We start from the raw sequence: 23,457 nt of genomic DNA, 5'->3' as shown, positions 1-23,457 counted from the left end.
TGAAGGGGAGAGATGGAAGTTGGATTTTATCGTACCGTTTTTGCAGGAGCGCTGGTTTATCATTGTAGCCGCCATTGTCGTGTTATTCGTTGTCATTAAGATTGTAAAGACGGTCATCAAGTGGATCCTCGTGCTGGCGATTTTGGCGGGGTTGTTTTTTTACGGCGCCAACTATAAAGATCAGCTGCTGGAGATCGGAACCGCCGTAACGGCCGAGGTGAAGAACCAGGCGATCAAGACCATTTCCGGGGAAATGAAGGAAGCGCAGTACAAGCAAAATGCGGACGGCACGTTCACCGTTACGACCAAAAGCTTGAAGCTGGAAGGAAATCCCGGCTCCAACGAGGTTAAAGTCACCTTCATGAATCAGACGTTCACGATGAAAATGGATGAGGTCGTCAATGCTTTGATCGAGCAAGCCAAAATGAATACCAAAATGTAGAGGCTATCAGGAGTCTAAAAGGAAGCCGAGCACGCTCCCGTGCTGAGCCAAAGTCGAAAGAGGTGAGAGCATGAACGGATTGATGGACGCGGCGGAAACCGTGAATTGGATAACGATCATTCTGGTCGTCACGCTGGCGATGTCCGCCATCCAGGGCATGCTGCGCGGAGCCTCTTCCTCAGCGCGCCATCTTATGCTGATGGTTGCGGAAGCCGTAGCGACCGTTCTCAGTCTCCTGCTTGCCTGGAAGCTGGCCTCCTGGCTGTCTCCGCAGGCTCAAGCCTGGCTGGCATCGCTGCCGCTCGACATTCCCGACGAGGAGCTAGGATGGTTCAAGCAGCTGTATTATACGCTGATGACAGGGATGAGAGACTTCTCTCTGCTGCGGTACGGCATATTGTTCGTGTTAGGGTACGGTATCGTCAAGCAGGTGCTGTGCCGCATTATCGATCCGATCATGGACGGCTGGGTAGCGGACTCGCTGCGGAATGAGGATTCTCGCCGCAGAGGGGGGCCGTCGTTTATCAGCAGTGTGCTTGGTGGCATCATCGGCATGGTGACCGGCGCGGGAAGAGCCTTGCTGATCATCGCTGCCCTCTTCATCGCCGTTACGCTGTTTCCGCAGACGCCTGCCGCCAATTACATCCAGGCTTCGGGCCTGTACCAGAAAGGCGCCAATCAGGTGATTAAGCCGGTGACCGGGGATTTCCTGGCCAGCTCGCTGCCGGTATTTACGCGGGCGGTCGAGCAGGAGTTCAGCAACATCCTGCAGCGCAAGTACGAGGTGCTGGATGCCAGAATCCCGGACGACATTGCAGCGGCCGCCAAGGAAGTAACGGCCAAAGGCGGGAACGACGAGGAGAAGGCGCGGCTGCTGTACCGCTGGGTCGGAACCCGCGTCCAATATGATTGGGACAAAGTGACGCTGTACGAGACAAAACGGATTTGGAAGGAGCAGACGCCCGACGAAACGTTTGCCACGAAAAAGGGTGTGTGTATCGACTACTCCCGGTTGTACGCAGTGATGGCCCGTTCCATAGGCCTGGATGTAAAGGTCGTTACCGGACTCGGCTATGACGGACGGGGGGGCTATGGGCCTCATGCATGGAACGAGGTTTACTTATCGGAAACGCAGCAATGGGTTCCGCTCGATTCCACCTGGGTGTCCAGCGGCGGGAACTGGTTCAATCCGCCGAACTTTAACGAAACGCATATACGCGAAACTTAGATTGCAAGCCGGTCGTCTCTGCATGGGATGGCCGGCTTTTTCTCTTTGGGGTGAAATGTGGTAAACTACACAATAGTGAACATCCGCGAAAATTGTTGGATTATAGCAAAACCATGCAGTTGATGAAACTCGCATGAGTCTGTGAAGGAGTAAGCTGATCATGTTGCCTAAACCTCTTGAAACATATAAAGCCGTGTTTTTCGATGTAGGGGATACGCTGATGACGATTCCGGCATCGAGGATTATTATGCAGCAGTTTCTGGCGAGCCGTTCGCTGCAGCGCGGGGAAGAGCAGGTAGGAGAGCTGTTTACCGAAGCGTTCCGTCTGTTTTATTACGGTAAGCAGCTCGACCCTTTCGCCGTATGCACGCCGGAGTCGGACCGCGCCTTTTGGATGAAGCTGTATCATTATATATTGGAAAAGCTGGGCGTTCATGAGGAGCGCTGGACGGAGGATCAGATTCACGAGTGCTGCCACGGCATGTACGATCTGTTCACAGGACCGGAGCCATACCAGCTGTTTGACGACGTAAAAGAGAGCATCACCAAGCTGAGCGAGAGGGGCTTACGCCTCGGCATTATCTCGAACTTCGCGGCTACGCTGCCGACGATTCTGGAGCTCAAAGGAATACTGCACTACTTCGATCCTGTCATCGTCTCTACTCTGGTAGGGCTGGAAAAGCCGGATCCGGCGATCTTTCATTTGGCTCTCGAGCAATCGGGGTTAGCGGCTTCCGACGTGCTGTATGTAGGGGATCACGATCTGAACGATATTTGGGCGCCGAATCAGGCAGGGATTGACGCAGTGAAGATCAAGCGTTACGATTATCATTCTGGCACAGGCATTCATTCCTTGCACGAGCTGCTCGCGTAATTTGTTAAAGGAGCTGTCGCATCATGAGAAAATCTATGTCCACGGATGACCCGCAGCAACATGAAAAAAATAAGCGGCGTCATTTTACCGTCCGCATAAATTTATTGTTTTTTTGCACATTCTTTTTGTTTTCCGTCCTTATCGTCCGTTTAGCTATACTTCAATTCGTCGAGGGCAAAGAGCTGAAGGCTGAGGAAGCGATGAACACGAAGCGGGATACGCCGATCGCGCCGATCCGCGGCAATATTTTTGACAGCAAAGGGTACCCGCTCGCTTTTACCTCCTCCACCCAGTCCTTATATTTCCGTATGGAAACCGATCAGAAAAAAGAAGAAGTCATCGCTCTGGCCCATCGGCTGGAGGAATTGTTCAAGCTGTATAACGAGTCGCCGAAATCGAACCTGACGGCCGCCGATATTATCAAAGAAATGGACGTCGGATACGATCTGGAAAAAAATTCGACCACGTCTCCAAGCTATTCCTTCGTGCCGCGGCGGATCAAATCCGGCTTGTCCGAGAAGGAAATCGCCTATATTTTGGAGCATCGCGACGAAATGAAATGGCTGGAAATCATGGAGGAAAGTATCCGCACCTACGACAATGAGAGAATCGCCGTGCAATTGATCGGCTATATGCGGCCTTTCTCCCGAGCGAGAGAGCCTAAGAACGGGCTTGATTTCTACAAAAACAAAGACAATACAACCGGATATCTCGATACCGAGGATGTAGGCTACGACGGCATCGAGCTGATGTATCAGGAGGAGCTGCGCGGCAAAAACGGGATGAAAACTTACCCGGTCAACGCCTCGCAAAAAATTATCGGCAAAGTGTCGATCGAGGCGCCTAAGAAGGGCAATAACTTATTTTTGACGATCGATAAAGACATCCAGCAAGTAACCGAGCAGGCGATTATCGATCAGTTGGCGCAAGCAAAGTCTCCGGCCGCGAGGAATAACCGGTACGGGTACGCGCCGTATGCCAAAGCGGGATACGCCGTAGCGATGGAAGTCGACACGGGACGCGTCGTTACTATGGCGAGCATGCCCGATTATGATCCGAACGTATGGAGCGGGGGGATTTCTACCCAGGAATACAACGACATCCAGCCGTTCATCAACAACGGGACAATTACGACGGCTTACCCGGACTACCCCGAGAACGAGCTGAAAAACCATCCTACCTCCATCGTGTATGTAGGGTCGATCATTAAGCCTTTGTCCGTGCTGGTCGGCTTGAACGAAGGATTGTTCGGGGTCAATACACCGTATAACGATACGGGAGTGTTCACGTACGGTAAGGACAACAATTCCAAGCTGACGAACTCCGACCGGAAAGCTTACGGACCGATCAATGCTGCGGAAGCGATCGAGCATTCGTCGAATACGTTCATGTCGGCGATGATCGGCAACGCGCTCTATATGCGCAGCGGCGCCAAATCCGTAGATATTTGGGAGTCCTACTTGAACAAGTTCGGGCTCGGCGTGCTGACGGGCAGCGGGCTTCCGAGAGAGTACGCGGGGGGCAGCGAGTTCAAGACGAATACGAAGGAAACGCTCCAATCCCGTATGGTGTTCGCCTCCTGGGGACAGAACGAGAAGTATACGACCTTGCAGATGGCGCAGTATGCCGCAACGCTCGCGAACCGCGGCAAAAAGATGAAGCCGATTTTGGTCGATAAAATCGAGACGTACGATTTCAAGCCGGTGACGCAAATCCAGCCGGAGGTGCTCGAAGAAACGACATTCCCTAAAGCCTATTGGGATACGATCATCAAAGGGATGGAAAAGGTTAACGTGCAGGGCTTCGACGGCTTCCCTTACAAGTTCGCGCGAAAAACAGGAACGTCGACTCAATCGGTCGGCGGCAAAATGATCGATAACGCGGTGTTCGTAGCGTATGCGCCGTTGGACAAGCCTAAGCTGGCCGTTGCGGTCGTAGTGCCGGAAGGCGGCTTCGGAGCATGGAATGCAGCGCCTATCGCGCGCAAAATGTTTGACGCCTACGATCAAGTGTACGGCCTAGACGGGGTGCCTAAGGGCAAGCCGACTAATACGAACACTCCAACTCCATAGAGCTGGGCTGACAGGCTTGGCACATAGTGAAAGAACCTCCGGTTCGGTTCGCAGCTTGAAGAAGCTGCTTACGAACGGAGGTTCTTTTTTTCGCCGCCGATGCAAAAAATGATCCAAATTGTTGTGATAAGTCGCACATACAAACAGGGGGGAGCGTAGTAATCTGTAGAGTATACAATATTTTCGTTCATGGAGGCGGGGAAAATGATGGTGCACGGTAAGCCGCAAATGAAGTCCGAAAGCGCTCATGTTACGGAGCTGTCTGCGCTGGTGGACCGCTTGAAGGAAGAACACGCCGAGCTGATGCAGGTGCTGGACGAGATGGAGCAGCAATCGGTTCAAGCGGAGCAGGAGACGGACAAGAGCAGGGCGATCGGAAGCCTGCTGCATTTGAGGCTCTGGGCGACGGCTTTTCAGGAGGAGCTGCAAAAGCACTCCGATTGGGAGGAAAGAGAGCTGTATCCGTTTCTGAACGTGTATTTTCACAAGCACAATAAGCCTTCGATTGTCCCGTCGCTATGGATGCTGGAAAAAGAGCATGAACTCGCTATGGATAACATGAATTCCTTCTTCCGCGCCGTGCATGCGCTGAGGCCGGATTCCGACGCGATGCTGATCAAACGGGCCGCAGCCTATTTGACTCACTCGTGCCGCATCATGAAGGAACATCTGGAGAAGGAGCAGCAGTTTATATTTCCGTTGACGGATCGGGCTTTGACCGACATCGATTTTTTATTTTCCTGAGTCGAGTTCAGCGGCGATGATTTTATGCAGGTATGGCGTCACTACGTTATGTAGTGGCGTTTTTGTATGGGTGGGAAGGAGTAGTACGGTGCCGGAGAAGCATGTTGCGGTTGCGCTGCGGTTGCTTGCGGGGGAGGCTGGTGTGTCGTTTTGGAACGCTCATGGCTAGTGCGTGGGGGTGCAAGGCTGGTCAAGATCAAAAGGCAGACCAAGGTTACTCCAAGCCAGACCGCAATGCTTCGAGCCTCGACTAGAGCGAATGTATTAGAAGGTGACTATGGGGGGCAAGGTTGGTCAAGAGCAAAAGGCAGATCAAGGTTACTCCATATCAGAGCGCAATACTTTGTGCCTCGACCAGAGCGAATGTATTAGAAGATGACTATGGGGTACAAGGCTGGTCAAGAGCAAAAGGCAGACCAAGGTTACTCCATATCAGAGCGCAATACTCTGTGCCTCGACCATGGCGAATGTATTAGAAGGTGACTATGGGGGGCAAGGTTGGTCAAGAGCAAAAGGCAGATCAAGGTTACTCCATGCCAGACCGCAATGCTTTGTGCCCCACCGTACACTTGTTTTGGAAGAATCCATAGTTAGAACCAAGGTTACCCCTCTGTCACACCGCCTCGCTCTTTGCTTCGACCATGGCGATCTTTATGGAGGCAAGGTTCAGGGGAGAACAAGGTTACTCATTCAAACTCAAGAGCATCAAATGTCCCCTAGTAGGTCGATCGGACATTGGTTCCGTTATTCGTGCATAAAGGCCCGAAAAGGAGGACGGATCGGACCGTGGTTCCGTTATTGGCACAAATTCGGCTTGCTTTGAGCGAAAAATCGCTCAATAAGCGCATCTGTGTCCGATACGTGTGCGTTTTCGATGTATTTCATCGAAATAGCCGATCTCTTGTCCGATCGACTACCCCTTATCCCATCAGAGAGGGTAGTTGTTGACATAGCCTTTTACACTACCATGCGTACTACAAGTTACTATAGTTTCTTAACAATAAAAGAGCGGCACGCAGCCGCTCTTTTTCAAATCAGCAGGCGCCAATTAGAACGCCCAGTTGCCCTTGCGGAATACCGGTTCTTCCGTACCGTCCGCGGTGACTCCGAAAATATCCATCTCAGCCGATCCGATCATAAAGTCGACATGAGTCAGGCTCGTGTTGAGACCTCTTGCCTTCAACTCGTCCTGCGACAAGCCCTTGCCGCCTTCGAGGCAGAACGCATAGGCGCTTCCGATCGCCAGATGATTCGAAGCATTTTCGTCAAACAGCGTATTGTAGTACAGGATGTTCGACTGCGAGATAGGCGATTGGTGCGGTACAAGCGCGACTTCGCCGAGATAATGGGAGCCTTCGTCCATTTCGATCAGATTTTTCAGCGTGTCTTCGCCTTGCTGGGCTGTTACGTCAACAATCCGGCCGTTCTCAAAGGTAAGCGTGAAGCCGTCGATGATGTTGCCGCCGTAGCTAAGCGGCTTCGTGCTGGACACTTTGCCGTGTACACCGGTTGCATGCGGAGCGGTAAACACTTCCTCCGTAGGCAGGTTGGCCACAAACGCATTGCCCTGCTCGTTGATGCTGTCCGCGGCGACCCAAATGTGGCCTTCCGGCAGCTCGATGACCAGATCGGTGCCTGGCGCTATGTAATGGAGCTTCTTGTATTTTTTGGCGTTCAAGTAATCGGATTTTGAGTTCAAGGTTTGGATGTGCTTCTCCCAGGCACCGACCGGGTCGGCTTGATCGACGCGCACTGTTTTGAAAATAGCGTCCCACAGCTTGCTGACTTGCTCTTCTTCCGGAAGCCCCGGGAATACTTTGGCAGCCCAGGCTTTGGATGGCACGGAAACGACGCACCAGCTGAATTTGTCGGACTGCATGTACTGACGGTACTTGGCCATTGCTTTGCCGTAGGTTTTTTGATGATTGACGATCCGCTCCTGCGGTATGCCCTTCAGCAGATCCGGATCGGACGAAACGATGCTGATCACGGCGAATCCTTTTTCCGCAAGCTCCAGCATCTCGGCCGCATACCATTTGGGTTCATCGAGGAACGAGGCGTCGGGAGCCAAGTCGTAGCGCAAACGGGTTACGGTATCGTCCGTCCAGTTGACCTTGACGTGGTGGGCGCCGGTTTCGTACGCTCTCTTGACGAGAAGGCGGACGAGCTCTGCCGCATCGATAGTGGCATTGATGACCAGAGTCTGGCCTTTTTGGATATTCACGCCGATATTCACAATGATATCCGCATATTGCTGAAGCTGCTTTTCAAAACTCGTCATAAGTAAGCCTCCTTTGGAATGGGTTTCCTTCTTTATCTTAACAAAAAACCAACGCAGACTCCAAGTTGAACAAAGCATAAATCGAGGCGGCAGAAAAACGAGGTAACGCGGCGCCTGAATCAAGGACCGGACGAGCTTGCCGTACTTGTGCTGCACAGATATGTCCTCGTCTTCACAAGGGCGGCAAAAATGTGAAAAGGATTTTTTTTGAATAAATGTTGCACTAGAGAAACAAATTTGTATATAATAAAAATAAATTGTACAGGGCAACAAAAGTTGATGAGGAAAACAATTAGAGCCTCGGTCAACTTTTTAGGGGAATAACCATATACTACCCAAAGGAGTGGAGCTCAAGTGAAAAGCAAGCCAATCTCATCGTTCAGAAGGTTTATTATGACGCTTCTTTTTTTATCCGTAGCAGTAGCGCTGGCGGCATGCGGCAATCAGGGGAGCGGCAGTCAGGCGAACGGTAAAATCAAAGTTACAACCACGATCGGAATGATTGCGGATATTACAAGACAGGTCGGAGGACAGCACGTAGAGGTTACCGGGCTGATGAAGTCGGGTGTCGATCCGCACTTATACAAAGCGTCTCAAGGGGATGTCAAGAAGCTGGAGCAGGCGCAAATTATTTTTTATAACGGACTACATCTGGAAGGCAAAATGATTGAAATTTTCGAGAAGATGACCAAGGATAAACCGACTGTGGCAGTGTCCCGGAACATTCCCGAAAAGCAGCTGAGAGGCTGGGAGGGCGGAGAAGCGTCCCATGACCCGCACATCTGGTTCAATGTGAAGCACTGGATTTCGGCAACGGAAGTCGTACGCGACGAGCTGAGCAAGCTCGATTCCGCACATGCCGCCGACTACAAGAGCAATGCAGAAGCTTACATCAAGCAGCTGAAGGAGCTTGACGATTACGCGACGAAGCAAATCGCCTCGATTCCGGAGAAGCAGAGAGTGCTTGTAACGGCCCACGACGCGTTCGGCTATTTCGGCGACGCCTATCAAATCAAGGTGATGGGGCTGCAAGGCATCAGCACGGCATCCGAGTACGGCTCCAAGGACGTGAGCGATCTTCGTGAATATTTGGTTAAAAATCAAATCAAAGCGGTATTCGTAGAATCGAGCGTACCGAAGAAATCGATTGAAGCGGTCATCGAAGGGGCCAAAAAACAAGGCCATGAAATAAAAATCGGCGGAGAGCTGTTCTCCGATGCGATGGGAGAAGAAGGCACGCCGGAAGGCACTTATATCGGAATGGTTCGCCACAACGTCGATACGATTGTAAAAGCTCTGAAATAAAGAAGCGGAGAGGATGGAGAGATCCTATGAAACAAGCAGCGCCACTCAGCATAACGAATATGACGGTAGCTTATCAGAAAAAGCCGGTTTTGCGGGACATCGCCTTCGAGATTCCCGAAGGGAAATTGATCGGGATCGTCGGCCCTAACGGAGCGGGCAAATCGACGCTCATCAAGGCGGCGTTGGGACTCATTCCGCGCGTAACCGGTGAAGTGAGCATTTACGGCAAGCCCTATGCGGAGCAGCGCAAGCTTGTAGGCTATGTCCCGCAGCGGGAATCGGTCGACTGGGACTTCCCGACGAGCGCTATGGACGTCGTCATGATGGGACGTTACGGGCATTTGGGCTGGTTCAAGCGGCCTGGCGCGAAGGAGCGGCAGACAGCGATGGAATGTCTCGAGAAGGTCGGCATGGCCGACTTCGCGGGAAGACAGATCAGCCAGCTGTCGGGCGGACAGCAGCAGCGGATTTTTCTGGCGCGGGCATTGGCCCAGGACGCGCGCCTTTACTTTATGGATGAACCGTTCGTCGGCGTCGATGCGGCGACGGAGAAAGCGATCATTACACTGCTGAACGAGCTGAAGACACAGGGTAAGACCGTGCTGGTCGTCCACCACGATCTGGCTACCGTCAAGGAATACTTCGACTGGGTCATGCTGCTCAATGTGCAGCTGGTGGGAATCGGTCCGACGGAAGAGATCTTTACGAAGGAACAGCTGCAGCGCACATACGGCGGCAGGCTGACGATGTTAAATCACGACGATGAATCGATCATCGTCTCAGCGAGGTGAGGCGGCATGGAAGGATTCAACTTGCTGGAGCTTTTTCGCGATCCTAATGCGCAGTGGATATTGCTCGGAAGCATCCTGCTAGGCTTGAGCAGCGGGGTTCTCGGCAGCTTTGCCTACCTGCGTAAGCAGAGCCTGATGGGGGATGCGCTGGCTCATGCCGCACTTCCCGGCGTATGTATCGCCTTCATGCTGACCGGCTCCAAATCGATATTTTTCTTCTTGATCGGCGCTGCCATCTCGGGACTGATCGCGACGTTCGGCGTCGGGTTCGTGACGAGAAACTCCCGCATTAAGCAGGATTCTGCTCTCGGTATTGTGCTGTCGGTATTTTTCGGCTTCGGCATCGTTCTGCTGACGCAAATACAGCACGGGTCGAGCGGCAATCAGAGCGGTCTGGATAAGTTTCTGTTCGGTCAGGCCGCATCCATGATTCATTCGGATGTGGTTATCATGACGGTTGTAGCCCTTGTGCTCGTTCTTGTATGTACGCTGCTGTTCAAGGAGTTCAAGCTGCTCAGCTTCGACTCCGGCTTTGCCAAAGGTCTCGGCTATCCGGTAGCTTTTCTGGATCAGCTGCTCATGTTCTTGATTGTCGTTGCCGTTGTAGTGGGAATCCAGGCGGTAGGCGTGGTGCTGATGTCCGCGCTGCTTATTACTCCCGCCGTATCCGCAAGATATTGGACGGAGCGGCTCGGCGTGATGGTCGTATTGTCCGGCCTGTTCGGCGCGATCAGCGGGTTTATCGGCACCTTGATCAGCACGACCGCGAGCAACATGCCGACAGGCCCATTGAGCGTGCTGGCGGCAACGGCATTGTTTATCGTATCGGTCGTATTCGCTCCGCGAAGGGGCATTTTGGCAAAAGTGCTTCAACGGGTATCGGTGAAAAAGGCGGTGCTGGAGGAGAAAAGCCGTCCGGTCAGACCTATCGGCAAAACGACGGCGCAGCCAAGCAAGGAGGGGCAAGCATGAATGACTTTTGGATATTGCTGACGGCGGCATTGGTGGCCTGCTCCTGCAGTCTTCTCGGATGCTTTCTCGTCCTCCGCAAAATGGCGATGATCGGCGATGCGATCAGCCACTCCGTGCTGCCGGGCATCGTTATCGCCTTCTTGCTGAGCGGCTCCCGCGATTCGTTCTTCATGATGCTCGGGGCGGCAATCCTCGGCTTGATCACCGTATTCTTAATCCAAATGTTCCAGCAGAGCGGCGTGCAATCCGACGCTTCGATAGGGGTTGTGTTTACCGCCTTATTCTCCGTCGGTGTCGTTCTCGTAAGCATTTATACGCGGCAGGTCGATCTCGATCTGGATTGCGTGCTGTACGGCGAAATTATCCGCGTTCCGTGGGATACGATAACGTTCGCGGGCATGGAGATCGGCCCTAAGGCGGTATGGGCGCTGGGGCTAGTGCTGCTTCTGAGCGGATCGGTGATCGGCTTGTTCTACAAGCAGTTCAAAATATGCTCCTTCGATCCGGCAATGGCGGCGGCGGTAGGAATTCCCGTAGCCTTCTTCCACTATTTGCTGATGGGGCTGGTGTCCATGACAACCGTCGCTTCCTTCGAAAGCGTAGGCGCGATCCTCGTTGTCGGAATGCTCGTAGTGCCTGCAGCGACGGCCTATTTGCTGACTGAGCGTCTGGGCGTCATGATCGTATACAGCATGATCATCGGCGTAATCAGCTCGACGGCGGGTTATTACGTATCCATGCTGCTTGACGCATCGATTGCAGGTTGCATGATATCGGTAGCCGGAGTATTGTTCGTTATCGCCCTGCTGTTCTCTCCGACACACGGCGTCGTATGGCGCAAAATGAAACAGCGCCGCAGCTTGGTGGAAGAAGCGGCTTAACAGCACATAAGAAAGAGGCCGGTCAATCGACCGGCCTTGTCGTACTGCCAGGCTCTAGTAGAAACCTTGTTTTTTCGAAATGTTTGTAATATGTAGGTGGGGATATGCCTGGGAGGAGTTTACGTCCGCCTTTGAAACCTGTGAAAATACCGCTAAGTCTAATCCGATTCACAGGATTCAACAGCGGCTGGAGGGGCATATCCCACCGGAGTATACAATCAAATTTCGAGTTTCTTTGGTTTCTCAACAAGCTCGAGGCCGGTCAATCGACCGGCCTTGTTGTGCTGCCGATATGCATCTCGCATTGAATGCGGATATGCTCAAAGGGAAGCGTAGGGTTGGCGATCCGCCACAGCATCCGGTCTGCGGCACGGTAGCCGGTTTCGCGGATCGGCAGAAGCGGGCGTGTAAAAGGCGGCAGGGGACTGCTCCCGGTCTGCTCGTTCAGGAAGCCGATCAGCGACACATCCTCCGGCACCCGCAGCCCAAGCTCCGAGCAGAGCTTGTACACTAACGGCACCTCGCTGTCGATGCCGCAAATGATTGCTGTCGGCTTCCAGCGCCTCCACTTCTCCTTCAAGTCCTCCAGCCAATCCGTGTGCGATTGGCGCGGAGACGTCGAATGCTTCGCAGGATCGACGGCTGTGCCGTACTCGCTCATAGCTTGGCAAAAAGCCTGCCAGCGAAGAGCAAACCCCCGCTGTACATGGATGTCTCCGACATACATGATGCTCGAGTGGCCAATGCTCCGCAAATAGGCGACCGATTGGTACGTTGCTTCGTACACATCCCAAATGACGCTATCAAGCCGCGTTCCGGGTGGAGGGAAGCTGAGCAGAATCCGCGGCATGGCAAGCTCGAAGAGCGGTCTCTCCCAAGCTTTCGGCACGATGCTCGGCGCTATAAAAATGCCGTCGGCGTATTGTACTTCATGCTCCTCAAGCCATCGCGCCATCGCTCTTTCGCCGATCGTTTTGGGCAGCAGCAGCGTATCGATCTGATGGCCGAAGGAAGCGAATCGTTCATGCAGACCTTCCAGCAGCAGGCGGTTGTAGTTGACCGATTCTTCGGTCTGCACAAGAAGGAAGCGCTGCCGCTCCAACGGATAAGGAGCAATATGCTGCAGCCTCAGGCTGCGGATTTGCTCTCTAGTGTAGTAGCCCGCTTGTTCAGCCGTCCGGACGATCAGCTGGCGGGTCGCTTCGGACATCCCCGGCTTTCCCTTGAGAGCCTTGGAGACGGTCTGTACCGTCAATCCGAGCTCCTTTGCCAACGATTTCAGCGTCACTGTTTTGCGGACAGGCATATACGCCCCCTCCTCGTAATCCCGATGATTGTTCTTCCATCGTATCACGTTTCCCCGATGCAAGTGAATGATAAGTTAAACTAAAGTGAAACTAGTTCCCTCCGTACGGCTTACTATAATGTAAGTATCAGCACCCCAAGCCGGGTCTAAGGAGGATCTTACAATGTCTATTTCAGCCAATGGAAAGTCTTTGAATACGATGACCGTTCCGTCCCAGCAGCTTCCGGTATCCTATACGCCGGATGTCGTAGTGGTAGGAGGCGGGCCGACCGGAATAGCGGCGGCTATGGCAGCGGCCCGCAACGGAGCGGATACACTGCTTATCGAGCAAAGAGGCTATTTGGGAGGGATGGGTACGGCAGCGCTCGTGCCTGCGTTTTGTCCCTACACGGATGGAGAAAAGCCGGTAATCCGCGGCATCGGCCTTGATCTGCTCGAGCGGATGAAGCAGGCGGCGGGAGCGGATTTCCTGAACCGCTACAAGGATCGGCTCGATTGGGTTCCGATCGATGTGGAAACGCTGAAGCGCGTCTACGACGATGCCGTGCTGGCGAGCGGGGCGAAGCTGCTGTTCCACACGTTCGCGGATCAGGTGCTGCTGGACGGGGACCGGATTCAAGGGCTTGTCATCAGCAACAAGACCGGCCGATCCGTCGTTCAGGCGAAGCTGTATATCGACGCTACGGGCGACGCCGATTTGGCAGCACTTGCCGGTGTGCCGTTCCAGGTAGGCGGCGAGGAGGGCGAGCTGCAGCCGGGCACCATGTGCTACGTAGTCACGGGGGCGGATAAAAGCCGCTTCGACCGGTTCATCCAAGAAACGGGCCAAGGCGGGCAGCTGGAGAAGACGATCGTAGAGGCGCAGCAAAACGGCGACCTGCCGGACGGGCGCAAGCGCATTTCCGGCATCGCCTGGATATCCGATACGGTGGCCGGCTTTAACTTCGGCCATATCTTCGGCATCGACGGCTCGAAGGCGGAGGATTTAACCCGTGCCGCGGTAGAGGGGCGCAGGCTGATCGAGACGCAAATCCGCTTCTTGCGCAAGTATGTTCCCGGCTTCGAGAACGCTCATCTCGTTCATTCCGGCGATCAGATCGGAATCCGGGAGACGCGGCGCATCGCCGGCGACTATACGCTGGTAGTGGACGACTTCCTGTCCATGCGCACATTCGAGGACGATATCGCGAGAAACTCCTATTTCATCGATATTCATTTGGCGAATGCGACGAGTACGATGACGATCAAGCATTTGCCGAAAGGGCAGTCGCACGGCGTACCGTACCGCTGCATGCTGCCGCAGGGCAAGTCCAATCTGATCGTGGCCGGGCGCTCGGTCTCCTCCGATAGGCCGGTGCAGGGCTCGCTCAGGGTGATGCCGAATTGCTTTGCCATGGGGCAGGCGGCGGGAACGGCGGCGGCGATGCTGAGCGTAACGGGCGGAGGCTTCCGCGATATTCCGATTCGGGAGCTCCAAAGCAAGCTCATAGAGCAGGGCGCATGGCTCGGCGAGCGGCCGGGTCAGGCGGACGGCGGGGTCACGGTTGCCGCCGGCCATGTCACCTATGATGAGGAAAATGAGTAAAAGTGGTTCCTCACCCGCCTCACAGCGATGAGCCGGGGTCACCACGTGAAAGGTAAATCGCATCATGGCATGACGCGGCTGGCCGCATTTTGCTACTAAAATCCGATCCGTCCCTGGAGGCTCGTCCTCCGGGGCTATTCCTATTAATGACAGTTTTCTTTTGCCGGTGCCTGTGCTTTACTTGGGGTATCTATCATAAATGAAGGGGGCCGGTATTGCATGTATACACTTGTCATCGTGGACGACGAGCCTCATGTCCGTTACGGTCTTCGTCATTATTTTCGCTGGAGCGATTTCGATATCGAGGTGGTGGATGAGGCGGATGACGGGCTGACGGGGCTGCAGACGGTCGAGCGCGTCAAGCCGGACATCGTGCTGACGGACGTTCGGATGCTTCATATGGACGGTATCCGGATGTCGACGGAAATTCGCGACAAATATCCGCATACCAAGATCGTATTTGTCAGCGGACATGACGATGCGGACTATTTGAAATCGGCGCTTCAGGTGAATGCGATCGATTATATTTTTAAGCCGGTCAATATGCAGGAGCTCGAAACGGTTGTGAAGCGTGTGACCCGTGAGCTGGAGGAGGAGCGGCGGGAGCGGAATCTCATCGCCGATATGCAGGTGAAGCTGACGCAGAGCATGCCGCTGCTAAGAGAGAAATTTCTCATGTCCATAATCCGTGACGGGGTCGGACAGCCGCTGCGTATACAGGACCGGCTTGATTTTCTTGGCCTTAAGCTGCCTGCGGAAGCTTCTTACTGGGTAATAATCGTGCAGATCGACGACAGCGCGGATGTGGTCGAGGTGCGCTCCGAACGGGATAAGCAGCTGCTGGCCTATGCCGTAATGAATGTGTGCGGGGAGCTGATCGCCCGCTATATGGACGGATACGCCTTTGAGAACCGCAGCGGCGAGTATGTCGGCATCGTGTACGGGGAGCACGGACAGGACGGGCTGGAAGATCAATTGTTCCTGCTGGCCGAGGAGATACGCGACAATTTGGCCCGTTGGCTGAAAATCAGCGTCACTATCGGCGTAGGAGAGCCGGTGCATAAGCTTACCGCTCTGCCGCTGTCGTACACACAGGCAAGGGAGGCCGCCGACCGGAAATGGTATTTGGGCAAAAACCGCATCATCACTATGGATAGTCTGGAAACGGATGAAGACAGCCCTTACCGGTTCGATATGTCTCAGGACGAACGGTTTTTGTCGGCGCTAAAGGCGGCCGAGCCGGAGCCGCTGCTCCGCGAGCTGGACGTCTGGTTCGAGAGGGTGGCGCGAAACCGCAAGGACGGCTTCCACTACGGGCGTATTTTCTCGCTGGAGCTGATTCTTATGTCGAATCGGCTGCTGCTGGAGCTGAACATACATGACAGGGAGCTGGAGAAGAAGGAGACGGAGCTGTGGAGCCGCATTCATAAACAGGAAACGATTCGTGATGTCCGGCTGCTGCTGGAGCAGCATCTGCTCGACGTTTGCAAGCGGATTCAAGAAAAGCGGAGCGGCAAAGCCCGCAACGTGATCGAGCGCATCCGAGCGGTCATGGAGCAAAGGTACGCGGAGAATCTTACGGTAACCGATGTGGCGGCGAGCGTTTACTTAAGCTCCACTTATGTCAGCTTGCTATTTAAGCAGGAAACCGGAGAGACGGTATATGAATATTTGACGAAGGTCCGGATTGAGAAGGCGAAGGAAATGCTTGCCGATCCACAGTACAAGTTTTATGAGGTATGCGAAGCGGTCGGCTATTCAGATCCGAGCCATTTCAGTAAAATTTTCAAGAAATATACGGGGCTCACACCCAGTGGCTACAGGGACCAATTGACATAAGAAGGGGCTAGATTCGGATGAAAAAACGGTACCCAAGATGGATCCGCCAGCTTCCGGCGCTCTTCCGCGGCATCATCGAAGCAAGAAACTGGCTGTTGGCCTATGTGGTGTTCATATTGGTTCCCGCCGGATTTCTTCTGTATACGTACTACCAGAAATCGTCGGCGATTTTGGAGCAGGAGGTCACCCGGACGATGCTGCAGACGATCAAGCAAACCGGGATCAACCTGCAATATCAGCTCGACCGCGTTCGCGATACGTCCAACTCCCTGTTTATGAGCCCCAGCCTGTACCGGTATTTGGCCGAGCCCGATTCCGTGTTTCCGATCGATGTCATGAAAAATTTGCGTTCGCTGCTGGAGGTTGCTGAGAACAACGAGAATGTATTCCGGGTACGGCTCTTCGTCGACGATTCCAAGCTGTATGCCGGGGAGAAAGTCAATTTTTTTCCGGTGGAATCGCTCAAAGGCAGGCCCTGGTATCCGCATGTGCTTGAAGCGGGAGGCTCTCTGGTATGGACGGAAACGTACAAAGAGCATTATATCGACCGCGACGATGCCTACGTCATTTCGGCGGTGCGGATGCTGCGCGATCCTGCGGACTACGACCGGTTCGCAGGAGTACTAATCGTCGATATGAATGAGCAAACGATCGGGAGCTTATTAGGCCGCGTCGAGCTGTCCAAGCGGAATGCGCTGTATATTATCGATAAAAATGGCGCGATCGTTTGGCATCCGGACAAAGCGCGAATCGGGCAGCCGGCTGAACCTAGGGAGCTGCTGTCCCGCATAGTACAGTCCCGGGAAGGAATAGAACAGGCATTGGAAGACGGTGAAGTCAATTACACGGTGTTTACATCGATTCAAAATACCGACTGGAAGCTGGTTGCGGAAGTGCCGGCAGGGGAAATTTCCAGGCAGGCGGTGACGCTGAACCGGTTCTCGGGAGCGGCTATCCTTCTAGGCGCTTCCGTCTTGTTCCTGCTCCTTGTCTTCGTGCTTCTTGCCTTCGTCATCCGGGGCATGAACCGGCGGGTGCAGCTCGTCATTCGTGCCATTCACCGAGAAGGGCTGGAGCGCCTGGACGAGCACAACGTTCGCGAGGGCGGGAGTCTGAACGTACTGGAGCGGAGTGTCGACCATATGATGCACAAGGTCAAAGGGCTAATGGAGGAAACGTACGCCGCCAAAGTTCAGGAGCGGGAGGCGCAGCTGCGGGCGCTGCAAGCCCAGATCAACCCGCATTTTTTGTACAATACGCTCGATATGATCAACTGGATTGCCGTGGGGCGCGGGGCTACGGATATTAGTCAAATGATCGACGCCTTGGCCAAGTATTTCCGGTTAAGCCTGAACAAGGGCAGAGATATGGTAAGTGTGGAGGACGAGCTCGATTTGGCGAAGGTGTATTTAGACATTCAGCAAAGCCGCTTCCCGCAAAGCTTCGAGTTTACCATAGAGGCCGATCCCGAAGTCATGGGCTTCATGATGCCCAAGCTGACGCTGCAGCCGATTGTCGAGAATGCGCTGCTTCACGGCATCCGCAAATCGAAGCGGGGCAAAGGCTCCATCCGTGTGGAAGCGCGCCGGGAAGGGAGCGATGTGCTGCTCACCGTCTCGGATGACGGTGCAGGCATGGAGGAGGAGCAGGCTGCCAGGCTGCTGACGGAGCCGCATTCGCAGACCCGGATGGACGGAACAGGCAGCTCCTACGGGCTGTACAATGTGAACGAGCGAATTCGTTTATATGCGGGTGAAGGATACGGATTGTCGGTTCGTTCCAGCCCAGGTGAAGGTACGACCGTGAATGTTCTCTTTACAGCGATACGTCCTGGCCGGATGAATTGAAAACTCCATAGGATTGAACCAGAAACCATAGAATCACCATCTACAGCCGATGACCCTCACCTCCTATAATTACATTATAAGAAGTTGTTTAAAAAGTTCACTTTGACCACATCAGAATGATCGGGTGCTAACTAGAACGGCATTCTGATTGGCGAATAAACCTACTTCTTAACGCGGTCGTTCATCTTCGAAATACCTCGAAAGTAGGTTTATCTCATAACGAAGTCAAACGAGAAGCTACTCGACATCGAATCTTGAACGAAGCCGGGAAGTCCAACCTTCTCGGTTCTGAAACCGAACTTTTTAAACACGTATTATAAGCACTCGGAGGTGACGCTAACATGAACACTACAACCGCTGCCGATATCGACAGCAAGCCTGCGGCAAGAGCCCGTGCTCAGCGGGACAGCCGGTGGAAGCTGTTCCGAAGCCATATCGAGATGTACGTCCTGCTGATTCCGGGCCTGATCTTTTTACTTCTGTTCAAGTACACGCCTATGTACGGCATCGTGATCGCGTTTCAGGATTTCAACATTTTCGACGGCATAGCCGGAAGTAAGTGGGTAGGGCTAGAGCAGTTCCGCAAGCTGATGCAATCGGAGGAGTTTGTCCAGGTGTTTACGAACACACTGCTCATCAGCGTGTACAAAATCGTGCTCCTGTTTCCGGTTCCTATCGTCGTGGCGCTCTTGCTGAACGAGATCCGGCGCATGTTTTTCAAGCGGACGGTGCAGACGATCATTTACCTGCCGCACTTTTTATCGTGGGTCATCATTTCCGGATTGTTCATCAACATTTTGTCGCCTTCCGGCGGGCTGGTCAATCAATTTCTGGCCTGGCTCGGCATGAAGGAGATTTCGTTCCTGCTGGACAACGATTATTTCCGCAGCGTCGTCGTATTCACGGCTGGCTGGAAGGAAGTCGGCTGGAACGCGATTATTTTCATCGCCGCTATTGCGGGGATCGAGCAGGAGCAATATGAAGCCGCTTCCATAGACGGGGCGGGAAGAATCAAGCAAATGTGGTATATTACACTGCCCGGCATTTTGCCTACGATCGTCCTCATGTTCATTCTGCGGATAGGGCATTTGCTCGATGCGGGAACGGAACAAATTTTGACGATGTACAACCCCGTCGTCTACCAAACCGGCGATGTCATCGGGACGTACGTGTACCGTGTCGGTCTCGGTAAAATGGACTACAGCTTCAGCACAGCTGTCGGCTTGTTCAATTCCGTCGTTGGCTTCCTGCTCATCGTATTCGGCAACACGTTCAGCAAAAAACTGCTTCACCGAAGCATTTGGTAAAGGGGGAGAACTCATGCGTAAAAAAACGATCGGCGACATCGGTCTGGATTTGTTTTCTTATACGGTGCTGCTCTTGATGGCCGTCGCCACGCTGCTGCCCTTTGCCAATGTGCTCTCCAAATCGGTGAGCGAGGAGTGGGCGGTCGTCTCGGGCAAGGTCGGTATTTTTCCGGTAGGCTTTCAACTGAAAACGATGGCTTATGTCGTCACCTCCAACCAGTTTATCCAATCGTTTCTCATCTCTGTATTGGTGACGGTCATCGGAACAGCACTTTCGATTCTAATAACGGCTGTAACGGCCTACCCGCTGTCGAAGCGCCACTTGCCTTTCATGAATGTTATCATGGTGCTGTTCGTCTTCACGATGATGTTCAGCGGGGGTATGATTCCGAATTACCTGCTGATGAAAAATCTTGGCTTAATCAACAGCTTGTGGTCGTTAATTCTTCCTGCGGTGATCAGCGTGTTCAATATGCTTGTGATCAAAAGCTACTACGAGAGCTTGCCGGAGGCGCTTGAGGATTCGGCGAAAATGGACGGGGCGCGAACGTTCACGATCTTATTCCGCATTATTTTGCCTCTAAGCGGTCCCGTTATCGCCACAATCGCCTTGTTTTATGCGGTGTATTATTGGAATGATTTCTTCAATCCGATGCTGTATATCAACGATCCTTCGCTCAAGCCTCTGCAGCTGTATTTGCGGGACATCGTTATGGATGCCGACTCGTCCTCGGCCGTCAACAAGAGCGTCGACGATCTGATGAATGTTTCTCCTGAAGGAGTACGGGCGGCTACAGTTATCGCTTCTACGGTGCCAATCCTGCTGGTTTACCCGTTTTTGCAAAAATATTTTATCAAAGGCGTGCTGATCGGCTCCGTCAAAGGGTGATGCGAGGTTTATATTTCATGGGTCGGAACGCCTGAGCGGCATTCCGGTCTTAAGAAATTGAAGCCATAGAAGACAATTCAAGGAGGGTTCATATGAACAAAAAGAAATGGATCGCCGTTACGCTTGCCGCCTTAACGCTCACTTCCGCCGCATGCTCTTCCAAAGGGGGAGACTCATCCGGAGCTTCTTCCGGTACTTCGGCTGGAGGGAATAAGGAAGCGAAGCCGCAGCTCAAATCGCTGCAAATTTGGCAGAAGGACGATTACAACACGTATCCCGTCGCCAAGCTGCTTGAAGAAAAAACAGGCTATAAAGTGCAATACGATATGCTGCCTCAGGACAAACCGCAGGATAAGCTGAATCTGCTGATAGCTTCCTCCGAGCCTTACGATGTGATCACGACGAACGGCGGCAGCGAGTTCAAGGCGATTTATGCCGATTATGCGAAAAAAGGAGCGCTGACCGATCTCGGTCCGCTTATCGATAAATACGGACCGAACATCAAAGCGTCCATTTCCCAGGCTACACTCGATGCGGCCAAGGTGGACGGCAAGCTGTATGCGATTCCGACGACAGCGATTTCTTTTTCGGGAAGCAGCCTCATGTTCCGTCAGGATTGGCTCGACAAGGTAGGGATGAAAGCGCCTACAACACTGGATGAGCTGGTAGCGGTTTTGAAGGCGTTCAAGGAGAAGGATCCGGGCGGCAACGGCGATAAAAATATTCCGATGACCATCAAAGGCGACGATCCCATCGTAGTCAATATTTCAGGCGCATTCGGGCTTGCCAATTCGTATAACGATGTGAACGGCAAGCTGACTCCCCGGGTTCTGGACCCCGGATATAAGGAATATGTTGCTTTTATGACCGATATGTTCAAGCAAGGCCTGCTTGACAAGGAATTCGGCGTGAACAAGGATGCGACGATGAAGGAGAAGTTCTCCAGCGGACGGGCGGGCGTCATTCCGCTGCACTGGGCCGACGTGCCAACGGTAGCGGACGCACTGAAGAAAAATCAGCCGGATGCGAAGATGGCCTACGCCCCTGCCATGAAAGGCAAGGACGGCAAGATGGGCATCTCCGCCTCTTCCGGGTTCGACCGGATCAGCTTCATTCCTAAGGCGTCCAAACACCCGGAGGAAGCAATCAAATGGATCAACGCCAAGCTGGATAAAGATACGTTCAAGCTGATGGCGATCGGCGAAGAAGGAAAGCACTATACGTTTAAGGACGGGGCTTACATGCCGATCCTGCCGATTTTCACCGACGAGCGCAATCAAGCGAACAACTTCCTCATGGGTGTCGACGAGAAAAATTATCCGACGTATTGGCAGGCGCGCGTCCGCAAAGACCCTCGCTTGTTCGAGGCATGGGAGTTTCTGAATGTGAAGCAGCCGGCCGAAATGAGAAAGGTCGATCTGCTCGGCATCTCGCCGTTCATGCCGGAGTACTCGAAAAATATCCAGCAGTTGGGCACGATGCTGAACGATTACACGGTCAAGCTCATATTCGGTGCGGAGCCGATCAGCGGACTCGAAGCGTTCCAGCAAAAATATAAAGCGGCCGGCGGAGACGCAAGCTTCAAAGAAGTGAACGATTGGTATACCACGTTGAAAAAGTAAGTGGATAGTATGCCGGTACGGTTTACGGTTAAAGAAAGAACATGATATGCAGTCAGGCTGGCGCACGGGGGGTCCCGGCGTCGGCTTGTTTGCACTAGAGGAGGATGAAACGATGGGAACGATTATCGAAGCGGATGTTGTCGTTTGCGGGGGAGGACCCGCAGGAGTTAACGCGGCGATTGCTGCAGGCAGAAGCGGTGCCAGGACGGTGCTGATCGAACGATACGGCTTTATCGGAGGCATGTCGACGGCTGCTCTGGTCTACCCGTGGATGACCTTCCATACTACGGAAGGCAAGCAGGTGATCAAAGGCATCGCGCAGGAAATCATCGACCGGCTGAAGGAGCGAGGCGCGTCTCCCGGCCATGTTCGCGATACGGTCGGATTTGTGCATACGATCACTCCGTATCATCCGGAGCATTATAAGGTGCTGGCGCTGGAGATGCTCAGGGAAGCGGGCGTGAAGCTGCTGCTGCACAGCTTCATCGACCATGTGGACACAGTCGAGGATCAGAGGATTCAATCGGTCCGGTTGACGACCAAATCGGGCAAAATCGATGTTCGCGGACGCGTATTTATCGACGCTACCGGGGACGCAGATATCGCCTATTTGGCAGGCGCTCCGTGCTTGCAGGGACGAGACGGCGACCGGCTGACCCAGCCTATGACGATGAAATTCCGCATGAGGGGCGTCGATCTGGCGCGTGTGAAGCAGTATATGCTTGAGAATCCCGACGAGTTTTATAAAAAAACGCCGTTCGAGGAGCTGCCGAATTTGCCTCTATCCGGCGTTCTCGGCTTCTACAAGCACTGGAAGGAAGCGAACCTGCCGATCAATCGCGATCAAGTGCTGTTCTTCACAGGTCCCGAGGACGACGAGGTGCTGGTCAATACGACCCGCGTCCAAGGGCTGGACGGCACCGATGTCGAGGACTTGACCGAAGCGGAGGAGCTCGGGCGCAAGCAGGTGCTGCTCGTCGCCGAATTTATGCGGAGCCGGCTGCCCGGGTTTGAACGTGCGTCCGTCTCGTCCGTCGGAGCGCAAATCGGCATCCGCGAGACGCGGCGGATCGACGGGGTCTACGCGCTGCAGGTCGACGACGTCGTGCAGGGCCGGCGGTTCGCCGACGTTATCGCGCGAAGCGGCTACCCGATCGACATCCACGATCCGTCGGGTAAAGGCGTAACGGCCGCCTGGGTGCAGGGAGACGGCGCCTACGATATTCCGTACCGCTGCCTGCTGCCCCAAAGGATTACGAATTTGCTCACCGCCGGACGCTGCATCTCTACGACCCACGAAGCGCTGGCGACGACCCGGCTTACGCCAAGCTGCATGGCGACGGGGCAAGCGGCCGGCTCTGCGGCGGGACTGGCCGTCAAGCACGGCGTTGCTCCCGCCGATGTCGACATGGCTGAGCTTCAAAGTGTGCTTGAAGCGGACGGCGCTTTATTGAACTAACGGCTGGAGACGG

At 53.8% G+C, this 23,457-nt stretch carries 18 protein-coding genes; 16 read left to right on the top strand and 2 right to left on the bottom strand.

Going from position 1 to position 23,457, the window contains the following annotated elements; genetic code table 11:
- Positions 1–19 precede the first annotated feature (19 nt).
- The 5 genes from DVH26_RS29375 to DVH26_RS29355 all read left to right on the top strand — a co-directional run bounded on the left by DVH26_RS29375 (position 20) and on the right by DVH26_RS29355 (position 5,360).
- A complete protein-coding gene (locus DVH26_RS29375; protein ID WP_239628420.1) occupies positions 20–442 on the top strand; it encodes a hypothetical protein in 423 nt (140 codons plus the stop codon).
- Positions 443–512: 70 nt separating this feature from the next.
- A complete protein-coding gene (locus tag DVH26_RS29370) occupies positions 513–1,670 on the top strand; it encodes a transglutaminase domain-containing protein (RefSeq protein WP_239628418.1) in 1,158 nt (385 codons plus the stop codon).
- Positions 1,671–1,830: 160 nt separating this feature from the next.
- Positions 1,831–2,544 (top strand): HAD-IA family hydrolase, encoded by a 714-nt coding sequence (locus DVH26_RS29365; protein WP_239628416.1) that lies wholly within the window; start codon positions 1,831–1,833, stop codon positions 2,542–2,544.
- Positions 2,545–2,567: 23 nt separating this feature from the next.
- Positions 2,568–4,616 (top strand): peptidoglycan D,D-transpeptidase FtsI family protein, encoded by a 2,049-nt coding sequence (locus tag DVH26_RS29360; RefSeq protein ID WP_239628414.1) that lies wholly within the window; start codon positions 2,568–2,570, stop codon positions 4,614–4,616.
- Between the two features lie 204 nt (positions 4,617–4,820).
- The gene (locus DVH26_RS29355; protein WP_239628412.1) at positions 4,821–5,360 is read left to right on the top strand and encodes a hemerythrin domain-containing protein; all 540 of its coding nucleotides are present in this window, start codon (positions 4,821–4,823) and stop codon (positions 5,358–5,360) included.
- Between the two features lie 1,048 nt (positions 5,361–6,408).
- On the opposite strand, the gene DVH26_RS29350 is transcribed toward DVH26_RS29355, so the two are convergent.
- The gene (locus tag DVH26_RS29350; protein WP_239628410.1) at positions 6,409–7,641 is read right to left on the bottom strand and encodes an aminopeptidase; all 1,233 of its coding nucleotides are present in this window, start codon (positions 7,639–7,641) and stop codon (positions 6,409–6,411) included.
- Between the two features lie 393 nt (positions 7,642–8,034).
- Between DVH26_RS29350 and DVH26_RS29345 the strand changes: the two genes are divergently transcribed.
- The 4 genes from DVH26_RS29345 to DVH26_RS29330 are packed head-to-tail and all read left to right on the top strand — an operon-like array spanning position 8,035 to position 11,590.
- Positions 8,035–8,946: a metal ABC transporter solute-binding protein, Zn/Mn family gene (locus DVH26_RS29345; RefSeq protein WP_239635530.1), complete on the top strand. Its 912-nt coding sequence runs from the start codon at positions 8,035–8,037 to the stop codon at positions 8,944–8,946.
- A gap of 26 nt (positions 8,947–8,972) precedes the next feature.
- Positions 8,973–9,737, top strand: coding sequence for a metal ABC transporter ATP-binding protein (locus tag DVH26_RS29340; RefSeq protein WP_239628408.1), 765 nt, complete (start codon positions 8,973–8,975; stop codon positions 9,735–9,737).
- A 6-nt stretch (positions 9,738–9,743) separates the two neighbouring features.
- Positions 9,744–10,709, top strand: coding sequence for a metal ABC transporter permease (locus DVH26_RS29335; protein ID WP_239628405.1), 966 nt, complete (start codon positions 9,744–9,746; stop codon positions 10,707–10,709).
- Positions 10,706–11,590: a metal ABC transporter permease gene (locus tag DVH26_RS29330; protein WP_239628403.1), complete on the top strand. Its 885-nt coding sequence runs from the start codon at positions 10,706–10,708 to the stop codon at positions 11,588–11,590. The genes DVH26_RS29335 and DVH26_RS29330 overlap by 4 nt, the downstream gene beginning before the upstream one ends.
- Positions 11,591–11,852: 262 nt before the next feature.
- Here DVH26_RS29330 and DVH26_RS29325 read toward each other — a convergent pair whose 3' ends face one another.
- Positions 11,853–12,896, bottom strand: a complete 1,044-nt coding sequence (locus DVH26_RS29325) for a LacI family DNA-binding transcriptional regulator (RefSeq protein WP_239628401.1) — start codon at positions 12,894–12,896, stop codon at positions 11,853–11,855.
- Between the two features lie 163 nt (positions 12,897–13,059).
- On the opposite strand from DVH26_RS29325, the gene DVH26_RS29320 reads away from it, so the two are divergent.
- The 7 genes from DVH26_RS29320 to DVH26_RS29290 all read left to right on the top strand — a co-directional run bounded on the left by DVH26_RS29320 (position 13,060) and on the right by DVH26_RS29290 (position 23,444).
- The gene (locus tag DVH26_RS29320; protein ID WP_239628399.1) at positions 13,060–14,481 is read left to right on the top strand and encodes an FAD-dependent oxidoreductase; all 1,422 of its coding nucleotides are present in this window, start codon (positions 13,060–13,062) and stop codon (positions 14,479–14,481) included.
- Positions 14,482–14,700: 219 nt separating this feature from the next.
- Complete coding sequence (locus tag DVH26_RS29315) at positions 14,701–16,320, top strand: response regulator (RefSeq protein ID WP_239628397.1); 1,620 nt, start codon at positions 14,701–14,703, stop codon at positions 16,318–16,320.
- Positions 16,321–16,337: 17 nt separating this feature from the next.
- The gene (locus DVH26_RS29310) at positions 16,338–18,167 is read left to right on the top strand and encodes a sensor histidine kinase (RefSeq protein ID WP_239628395.1); all 1,830 of its coding nucleotides are present in this window, start codon (positions 16,338–16,340) and stop codon (positions 18,165–18,167) included.
- Positions 18,168–18,508: 341 nt separating this feature from the next.
- On the top strand, positions 18,509–19,474 hold the full coding sequence (locus DVH26_RS29305) for an ABC transporter permease (RefSeq protein ID WP_481857555.1): 966 nt from the start codon (positions 18,509–18,511) through the stop codon (positions 19,472–19,474).
- A 13-nt stretch (positions 19,475–19,487) separates the two neighbouring features.
- Positions 19,488–20,363: a carbohydrate ABC transporter permease gene (locus DVH26_RS29300; RefSeq protein ID WP_239628392.1), complete on the top strand. Its 876-nt coding sequence runs from the start codon at positions 19,488–19,490 to the stop codon at positions 20,361–20,363.
- Positions 20,364–20,455: 92 nt separating this feature from the next.
- Positions 20,456–21,985 (top strand): extracellular solute-binding protein, encoded by a 1,530-nt coding sequence (locus DVH26_RS29295; protein ID WP_239628390.1) that lies wholly within the window; start codon positions 20,456–20,458, stop codon positions 21,983–21,985.
- A 112-nt stretch (positions 21,986–22,097) separates the two neighbouring features.
- Positions 22,098–23,444 carry an FAD-dependent oxidoreductase gene (locus tag DVH26_RS29290; RefSeq protein ID WP_239628388.1) on the top strand — a complete coding sequence of 449 codons (1,347 nt, stop codon included), beginning with the start codon at positions 22,098–22,100 and terminating at the stop codon, positions 23,442–23,444.
- Positions 23,445–23,457: the final 13 nt, after the last annotated feature.

The sequence above is a fragment of the Paenibacillus sp. H1-7 genome, assembly GCF_022354825.1.
GTDB lineage: Bacteria > Bacillota > Bacilli > Paenibacillales > NBRC-103111 > Paenibacillus_S.
The sequence above is the reverse complement of the archived record's forward strand: the minus strand, read 5'-3'. Positions and strand labels throughout refer to the sequence as shown.